Genomic DNA, 1,291 nt, shown 5'->3' with positions numbered 1-1,291 from the left:
AACGCCGGCTCACTCTTCCTCTACGCACCACACCCACTCGCCGTCCCAGACCCCGCCGTCTGGCAACGACTACTCGCCCTCATCAGCGCACTGCGCACCCGCCTCGGCAGCCGCCTCCCCGAACCACGCACCCCCATCGCCTCCCCACGCCCACCCATCCCGAACGAACCCCCCTACACCACCGCACCCCTCCCACCCGCGACCACCACCGGTCAGGGCCCCGTCCCCCAACCAGCCCCACTCCCCATGCGCTCCAACGGTGGTGCCGTCAACTTCCGACGCATCTGGGTGGTCCTCGCCGTGGTCCTCGGCTTCACCGTGTCAGGAATGGGCGTGGCGGCACTCCTGGGCGCATTCCACTGACCTGCGCGGAAAACATCCATCCCACCGGTCGATAGTCGCGAGACAATGTGCGGGTGGAGCTTGCTGTCGACTACTCGCCGCTCGTGGATCCGCCGTTTCGTGACAAGAATCTGAAACCCGACGCGCAAGCCATCCATGCGTTCGCAGTGACGAACGGATGGGAGTACTACCTGGGCACCGGTTCTCAGCCGCTGCCGGGCGTTCTCTTCCGCGATGAACGCGGAAACGCGCGCCACCTGCAGCGCGCGGGAAATCTGGTGCGGATCCCGGGCCCACCGCTGGTCGAGATCGGCAACTGCGCCTACTCGTACACCGTCAACCTCAATGTCTTCAGCGTGACCTGGGGGTACGTGGCGTGCGCGCTGACCGATCCCTCGCCGGAGCTGGTGGTGGAGACGTCGAACGCCCGCAGAACCAGAGAGCTGCCGGCGCTTCCCGTCGGGGCGGCTCAGGTCGCGCTCGGCGACGAAGGCACCGCACACATATCCACCGAGTCGGTCGCGTGGGCGCAGACGACTTTCGACCCGCAGCTCGTCCGGCTGCTGAATGACCCCTCACTTCCCTTCGACGTTCAGGTCTCGCAGGGCTGGCTCTTCCTCTACTGTCCGGCCGAGCTCTCCGTCGCAGACCCCGTCGTCTGGCAGCGGACGTTCGCGGTGCTCGAGGCGGTACGCGCGGCGATCGCAGCCGCGCCCCCGCCGCAGGTCCCGTCCGCCGACGAGGAGAGGATCGATGGATCCCCGGCATCAGCACCGGCCGACCCCGGGCCTACATCTCTCGTGGTTCGCGACCGGCCCGATCGAAACGCCCGCCGCAGTGCGTGGCGCTACTACGCCGCCGTCGGGGTCGTCTTCCTCCTGGGCGTGATCGCCGTCGCTGTGATCCTCCCGCGGTGAGGCCGCGAGCGGACGCCCCAGGCGAACCATCA

1 protein-coding gene and 1 pseudogene are annotated in these 1,291 nt (G+C 68.2%); both read left to right on the top strand.

The window, feature by feature from the left end; genetic code table 11:
* Positions 1-363 (top strand): annotated as a pseudogene (locus tag KYX17_RS31555) (hypothetical protein); the annotation flags it as partial.
* Positions 364-416: 53 nt separating this feature from the next.
* Positions 417-1,259, top strand: coding sequence for a hypothetical protein (locus KYX17_RS31550; RefSeq protein ID WP_243233719.1), 843 nt, complete (start codon positions 417-419; stop codon positions 1,257-1,259).
* The last annotated feature ends 32 nt before the right edge of the window (positions 1,260-1,291 follow it).

The sequence above is a fragment of the Microbacterium sp. CIAB417 genome (assembly GCF_022788845.1).
The sequence above is the reverse complement of the archived record's forward strand: the minus strand, read 5'-3'. Positions and strand labels throughout refer to the sequence as shown.